We start from the raw sequence: 6,376 nt of genomic DNA on the forward strand, positions 1-6,376 counted from the left end.
GCTACCAGCCGCCGCCGACCCAGGCTTCCAGTTCGCCCATCCGGTCCGCGCCCCAGAAGGGCTCGTCATCGACGATGAAATAGGGCACGCCGAAAACGCCGCGGCCGATGGCCGCTTCCGTTTCCACGCGCAGCCGCTCCTTCACCGACGGGTCGGCCAGCCCGGCTTCCACGGCCGCCCGGTCCAGCCCCAGCCCGGCAGCCACATCCAGAACATTCTCCGGCATGGCCATGTCGCGGCCGTCGGCCCAATGGGCGTTGAAGACGGCATGGGCCAGGGCCACAGGTGAATGTTCGCCGCCCACGGCGTCCAGCCAGTAGAAAGCCCGCGATGCCGCCAGCGACGCGAAGGGGGATGGCAGCGGGTGGGCCAGCGGCACCCCCAGCCGCCGGGCGCAGCGCGGCACGTCGCGGCGCAGGTAGTCACCCTGCAGGGGCTTGGCCAGGTTGGGAACACCGCCCGTCACCTTCAGCACGGCCCCCATCAGGATGGCGCGCCAGTGCAACGGCCGATCCAGCCGGGCGGCCAGCGCCTCCACCTGCGTGGCCGCCAGATAGGCATAGGGAGAGGCGAAATCGAAATAGAACTCGATGGGGGCCTTCATGCGACGCTTGTCCTTTCCGGACCAGGGATCACCAGGGGATGCGACGACCGTCGAAGCCGAAAAAGGCACCGCTGTCGGCCGGACCGGCCCCGGCGATGACCCGGCGCATGCCGGCCACCGAGTCCGGCGGCTTCACAGGTGCCTTGGGACCGCCCATGTCGGTCTGCACCCAGCCGGGATGCAGGACGATGCAGGTGATCCCGTCATCACGCCAATCCACGGCAAGGCAGCGATTGCCCATGTTCACGGCCGCCTTCGACGCACGGTAGGCGTACAGGCCGGCCCCTTCATTCTCTGTGATGGAGCCAAGCTGGCTGGACAGCGTCACCACCTTCGCCCCCGCCGCCAGCGAGGGTTTCAGGGCCTGGGCCAGCAGGATGGGCGCCAGCGCATTGACCTGCAGGGTCTGCATCCAGCCTGCCACGTCGATACGCTCCTTCGACTGGTCGGGACCCTCCGGTCCCATCACGCCGGCATTGTTGATCAGCAGATCGACCCGCCGGCCGGCCAGTCCATCCGCGAAGGCCCGGATGGACAGCGGGTCATCCACCCGCAGTTCCACAACCTCCACCCCCTTCAGCCCCGCCAGATCCCCGGCCTTGCCCGGATCACGGACGCCGGCGACGATGGTCCAGCCATCGGCGGCATATTGCCGGACGAATTCCAGCCCGATGCCGCGATTGGCACCGGATATGACAAGTACGGGCATGACGCCTCCCTCTGCGCTACGGGGCGATGGATCGCATCCAGACTATGCCCGATGCCGCCGGCCGCCAAGGCCGGCACACCAGACCGGACCCCATATCAGGGGAAACAGGTGGCCGGGCCACCGGTTCCCGCCACCGTCCCCCCTCCCCGACCACCCGCCGGGGCGGGTGTCATGGTCAGATGGCCCCGACCACCCGCCAGGGCGGGTGTCATGGTCAGATGGCAAAGACCAGCGTGGCCGTGCGCCCGCCATCGGTGACCGTCAGGCCGGACGACATCACCCGCATGATCTCCAGCCCCCGACCCGACTTCGCCTCCACATTGACGGGGGGTCGGATGGCGGCGGGGTCGTATCCGGCCCCCTGGTCACTGATGCTGATATGCAGCAAGCCGTCGGCCAGCCAGACGAAGACATCGATGCGCCGGGCCGCCCGCTCGGGATCGGCCAGGGTTGCCGTCAGGCGCTGGCAGAAGGCATCGAACTGCCGGGGGTCATCGACCAGGGAACCGCCCATGGCCAGGTTCCCATGCAGGACGGCATTGATGATCGCCTCGTGCAGCGACAATTCCACATCATGGCGCAGCGCCGCCGGCAGCATGCCGCGGGCCAGCAGTCCCTCGCAAATCTGGGCGGCGGTATCCAGCGTCCAGGCCAGCCGCGTGGTCATGGAGATCAGCAGCCGTCCACCGTCCAGTGCCGCACGCAACGCCCCCACGGGCAGGGTTCCGGGCGGCCCCTGTTCCACGATGGCGGCACTATTCCCGCGCAAAGCCGTCACCAGCTCGACCGCCGCCCCCTCCGCCGTCACCCGGACCCGGGCGGCGTCGGGGATGGTGGCACCGGGCCGCGCTAAGGGCAGGCCCAGTTCCACTGCGATTCGGCTGCGTTCCGCCTCGTCTAGCGTGTCACCGGCCACCTGGAAATCCATCTTCCCCCCGCCTTCTGTCATGCGCCGCGCCCGGATGGGTCTACCGCGACCGACCCGCCGCCGTCATCCGTCAGATCGACGATGGCTGGTGCGCCAATGATGAAACCATCACCGGGCCGATACTGCGTCCCGACCCGCAGGGCCAGATCATCGCCCGAGCGTGCGAATCCGTACAGCCTCTTTCCGTCGGCCCAGCCGCCACCCGACTGGCGGCCCGCAGCGAGGGCGGGATTTGTGACCAGAACGGACCAGAGCCGGTCGAATCGCTGCCACTCGCCATCGATCATGGTCACCGTGCGGCGGGGCTGGGCCCGCAGCCGCTCGATGCGGCCTTCTGCCGTGGCGATGACACTGGTCATCAGGCTGATATGGTGGTCCGCCTCATCCAGCGCCTGACGAATCGCCGTCTCCTCCCGCTTGGCATGGCGCAGGGCGGCGGCAACCATGTTCTTCTCGTCCACCGCGCGGGACAGCTTGCGCTCCGTGGTGCGGATGACGCGCATGATGCGGCGGGCCGCCATGACCAGGGCCGATCCGGCGATGGCCAGGGCGAACAGGTTGGTCAGGTTCATCCAGGTAACCATCATGGCCGCGCCGCCGTGCTGCCGGCCGATGCGAAATCCAGGATCATGAACCCGTCATCGGCGGGAAAGGCCGCCGACAGCATCTGACGCGCCACCCGCTCGGCGGGTGCCCAGACGCGGATATTGTTGCCGTAACGCCAGATGACGGGGGCGCTGTCGAAGTCACGCGCCGACTGGTCGGCCAGGCGCCGATTGGCAAGCCTGGCCGTGAACAACTGATCGGCCACGCCCTGCTGGCCCCGTTCGTGCCAGACCTCCACCCGCTCACGCTCCACGGCAGCCAGGGTCATCTCCAGCCGGCTCAACTGCGATTTCATGCGGAAACGCTCGGCATTGCGCCGGTCGCGGTGGGCGGCCTGAACGCGGTTCGTCTCCCGCAGCCGGGCCAGGGCCACCTGCCCTTCGGCGATCTCGCGCCGTATCTTCTGATGGTCGGCGACCCATTCATAGATGTCGGGGATCACCACCCGCAGCATTTCCAGGATCACGGCGGCGACCAGACTGGCCGCGGCGGTGGACAGGATCACGACGTCGGCCGCCGACAATTCCAGATACATTGCACCTCCCGCCTGCCCGCGCGAATTGCGGTCCCTCCGATGGGGTACAATGATAGGGTGGTTGTATGAAAGTGCGTGTTAAATTTTTCACCCCTCGTGACCGCCGATGCCCTATCCTGCCCGGCAATCGCGCGGGGGGGCCGCGCGGGGGGGCGGAGACCGCCTCCGCGCCCTCTGACATTTAGGGATGCTGGTCATGGACAAGGGTTCGCCGAAGGCCATCCTGTTGAAGGATTATGTCGCCCCGGCCTGGTGGATCGATACGGTCGATCTGTCGTTCGATCTGCATGAGGGGGAGACGATCGTCACCGCCCGTCTGGGCATCCGCCGCAACCATGAAGTGCCGCGCGGCCCGCTCGTGCTGGACGGACAGGAGCTGGAGCTGCTGTCTGTCGCCGTCGGCAGCCGGCCGCTGGGACCCGATGATTATGCCTGCACCCCCGACCACCTGACCCTGAACGACCTGCCGGACGACGGGGCGGTGGTGGAGATGGTGACCCGCATCCACCCGGAAAGCAACACGGCGCTGGAAGGGCTATACAAATCCTCGGGCAATTACTGCACCCAGTGCGAGGCGGAGGGTTTTCGCAAGATCACCTATTTCCAGGACCGTCCCGATGTGATGGCGACGTACCGCGTGCGGGTGGAGGCGAACCGGCAGGCCTATCCCGTGCTGCTGTCGAACGGCAATCTGGTGGACCAGGGGGATGCGGCGGACGGCCGCCATTGGGCCCTTTGGGAGGACCCCTGGCCCAAGCCCTGCTACCTGTTCGCGCTGGTGGCCGGCAAGCTGGTCCATATCGAGGACCGGTACCGCACCCGGTCCGGCCGCGACGTCGCGCTGCGCATCTATGTGGAGCCGGGGAACGAGGACAAGTGCGGCCACGCCATGGAAAGCCTGATCAAGTCCATGCGCTGGGACGAGGAGGCCTATGGCCTGGAATATGATCTGGACATTTTCAACATCGTAGCCGTCGGCGATTTCAACATGGGCGCCATGGAGAACAAGTCGCTCAACATCTTCAACACGAAATACATCCTGGCCCGCCCCGACACGGCCACCGATACCGATTTCCTGGGCATCGAGACCGTGGTGGCGCATGAATATTTCCATAATTGGACAGGCAACCGCGTCACCTGCCGCGACTGGTTCCAGCTTTCGCTGAAGGAAGGGCTGACCGTTTTCCGCGACCAGCAGTTCAGCGCGGACATGAATTCGGCCCCCGTGAAGCGCATCCAGGACGTGACGCGGCTACGTCAGGTGCAGTTCGCAGAGGATGCGGGCCCCACGGCCCATCCCGTGCGACCCGAAAGCTATATCGAGATCAACAACTTCTACACGCCCACGGTTTACGAGAAGGGGGCGGAGGTCCTGCGCATGTACCATACGCTGCTGGGCGCGGCGGGTTATCGGCGCGGTATCGACCTCTATTTTGCCCGCCATGACGGTCAGGCCGTGACGACGGATGATTTCCTGGCCGCCATGCGCGACGCGAACCCCGACAGGGCCGTCGACTGGGATCAGTTCCGCCGCTGGTATGCCCAGGCCGGCACGCCCGCCGTCAGCGGGGAAGGCACCTATGACGCACCGTCGCGCACCTACCGCCTGACCCTGCGCCAGACCCTGGCCCCCACGCCCGGCCAGCCGGATAAGCGGCCCATGCTGATCCCCGTTTCCATGGGGCTGGTCGGCCCCGATGGCCGCGACCTGCCGCTGAAGCTGGCCGGGGAGGACGAGGCCGTGACGGGCACCCGCGTCCTGGCCCTGCGGGAGGCGGAGCAGGACTTCACCTTCACCGGCGTGGCGGCGTCCCCCGTGCCGTCGCTGTTCCGCGGCTTTTCCGCGCCGGTCAAGCTGAGCTTCGACTATACGGATGCCGACCTGACATTCCTGATGGCCCATGACAGCGACCCGTTCAACCGGTGGGAAGCGGGGCAGACGCTGGCGGCCCGCCTGCTGCTGGGCCTGGTGGCCGATCGGGCGGCCGGCCACGACATGATCGTGCCGGCCAGCTTCGTCGACGCCATCGGCCAGACGCTGAGCCGGGCGGGCGAGGACCCGGCCTTCACGGCCCTGGCGCTGACCCTGCCGTCGGAGAACTATCTGGGCCAGTTGATGGGCGTGATCGATGTGGATGGTATCCATGCCGCGCGCGAACTGGTCCGCGGCACGATAGGCCGCAGCCATCGCGCTTCATTGCTGGCCACCTATCACGGCAATGCCGGGCAGGGCGCGTTCAGCGTCAGCCCCGAAGCCATCGGCCGTCGCGCCGTGAAGAATGCCGCGCTGGCCTATCTGATGGCGGCCGGGGACGGGGAAGGCCGGGCACTGGCGCTGGCGCAGTACCGCACGGCCACGGGCATGACGGACGTGATCGCCGCGCTGGCCCTGATCGCAGACAGCGACATGCCGGAACGGGCCGACGCCCTCTCCGCCTTCGCCGCCAAATGGCGGCAGGAGCCGCTGGTCATGGATAAATGGTTCATGATCCAGGCCACCTCGGCTCGCCCCGAGACGCTGGCCGAAGTGAGGGCGCTGCTGTCGCACCCCGGCTTCAACATCCGCAATCCGAACAAGGTCTATGCGCTGATCGGCGCGTTCACGGGCAATGCCGTGGCCTTCCACGCCGCGGGCGGGGCCGGTTACGAATTCCTGGCCGACCGCGTGATCGAGCTGAACCGCCTGAACCCGCAGGTGGCCAGCCGCATGGCCAAGGCCTTCGCCCGCTGGCGCAATTATGATGCGGAACGGCAGGCCGCCGCCAAGGTGGCGCTGGAACGGGTGGCCCATACGCCGGACCTGTCGCGCGACGTGTACGAGATCGTCTCCCGCAGCCTGGAAGGCTGATATTCTTTGATTTCCACCGGGGTCCGACGCCACATGGTGTCGGACCCCTTGCGACTGTGCACCCGGCCGGAACATGGGTAATTGCTCACGTGGCTGGCGGCGGGAGGTTTCAGGCGAGGGCGAAGTTGCCGTCGATGAGCGCGCGA

General features: G+C 67.3%; 6 protein-coding genes. 1 reads left to right on the top strand and 5 read right to left on the bottom strand.

Annotated features, from left to right (window positions below):
• Position 1: 1 nt before the first annotated feature.
• The 5 genes from ACM9LZ_RS17045 to ACM9LZ_RS17065 all read right to left on the bottom strand — a co-directional run bounded on the left by ACM9LZ_RS17045 (position 2) and on the right by ACM9LZ_RS17065 (position 3,382).
• Positions 2–604, bottom strand: a complete 603-nt coding sequence (locus ACM9LZ_RS17045; protein ID WP_416620702.1) for a 2-hydroxychromene-2-carboxylate isomerase — start codon at positions 602–604, stop codon at positions 2–4.
• 28 nt (positions 605–632) lie between these two features.
• On the bottom strand, positions 633–1,313 hold the full coding sequence (locus tag ACM9LZ_RS17050; RefSeq protein WP_416620703.1) for an SDR family oxidoreductase: 681 nt from the start codon (positions 1,311–1,313) through the stop codon (positions 633–635).
• A gap of 214 nt (positions 1,314–1,527) precedes the next feature.
• The gene (locus ACM9LZ_RS17055; RefSeq protein ID WP_416620704.1) at positions 1,528–2,241 is read right to left on the bottom strand and encodes an ATP-binding protein; all 714 of its coding nucleotides are present in this window, start codon (positions 2,239–2,241) and stop codon (positions 1,528–1,530) included.
• A 17-nt stretch (positions 2,242–2,258) separates the two neighbouring features.
• Entirely contained in the window at positions 2,259–2,828 is a 570-nt protein-coding gene (locus ACM9LZ_RS17060; RefSeq protein WP_416620705.1) for a hypothetical protein, read from the bottom strand.
• Positions 2,825–3,382, bottom strand: coding sequence for a hypothetical protein (locus ACM9LZ_RS17065; RefSeq protein ID WP_416620706.1), 558 nt, complete (start codon positions 3,380–3,382; stop codon positions 2,825–2,827). The genes ACM9LZ_RS17060 and ACM9LZ_RS17065 overlap by 4 nt, the downstream gene beginning before the upstream one ends.
• 196 nt (positions 3,383–3,578) lie before the next feature.
• Between ACM9LZ_RS17065 and pepN the strand changes: the two genes are divergently transcribed.
• Positions 3,579–6,230, top strand: a complete 2,652-nt coding sequence (gene pepN / locus ACM9LZ_RS17070) for an aminopeptidase N (protein WP_416620707.1) — start codon at positions 3,579–3,581, stop codon at positions 6,228–6,230.
• Positions 6,231–6,376: the final 146 nt, after the last annotated feature.

The organism is Niveispirillum fermenti, from assembly GCF_048066175.1.
GTDB lineage: Bacteria > Pseudomonadota > Alphaproteobacteria > Azospirillales > Azospirillaceae > Niveispirillum > Niveispirillum fermenti.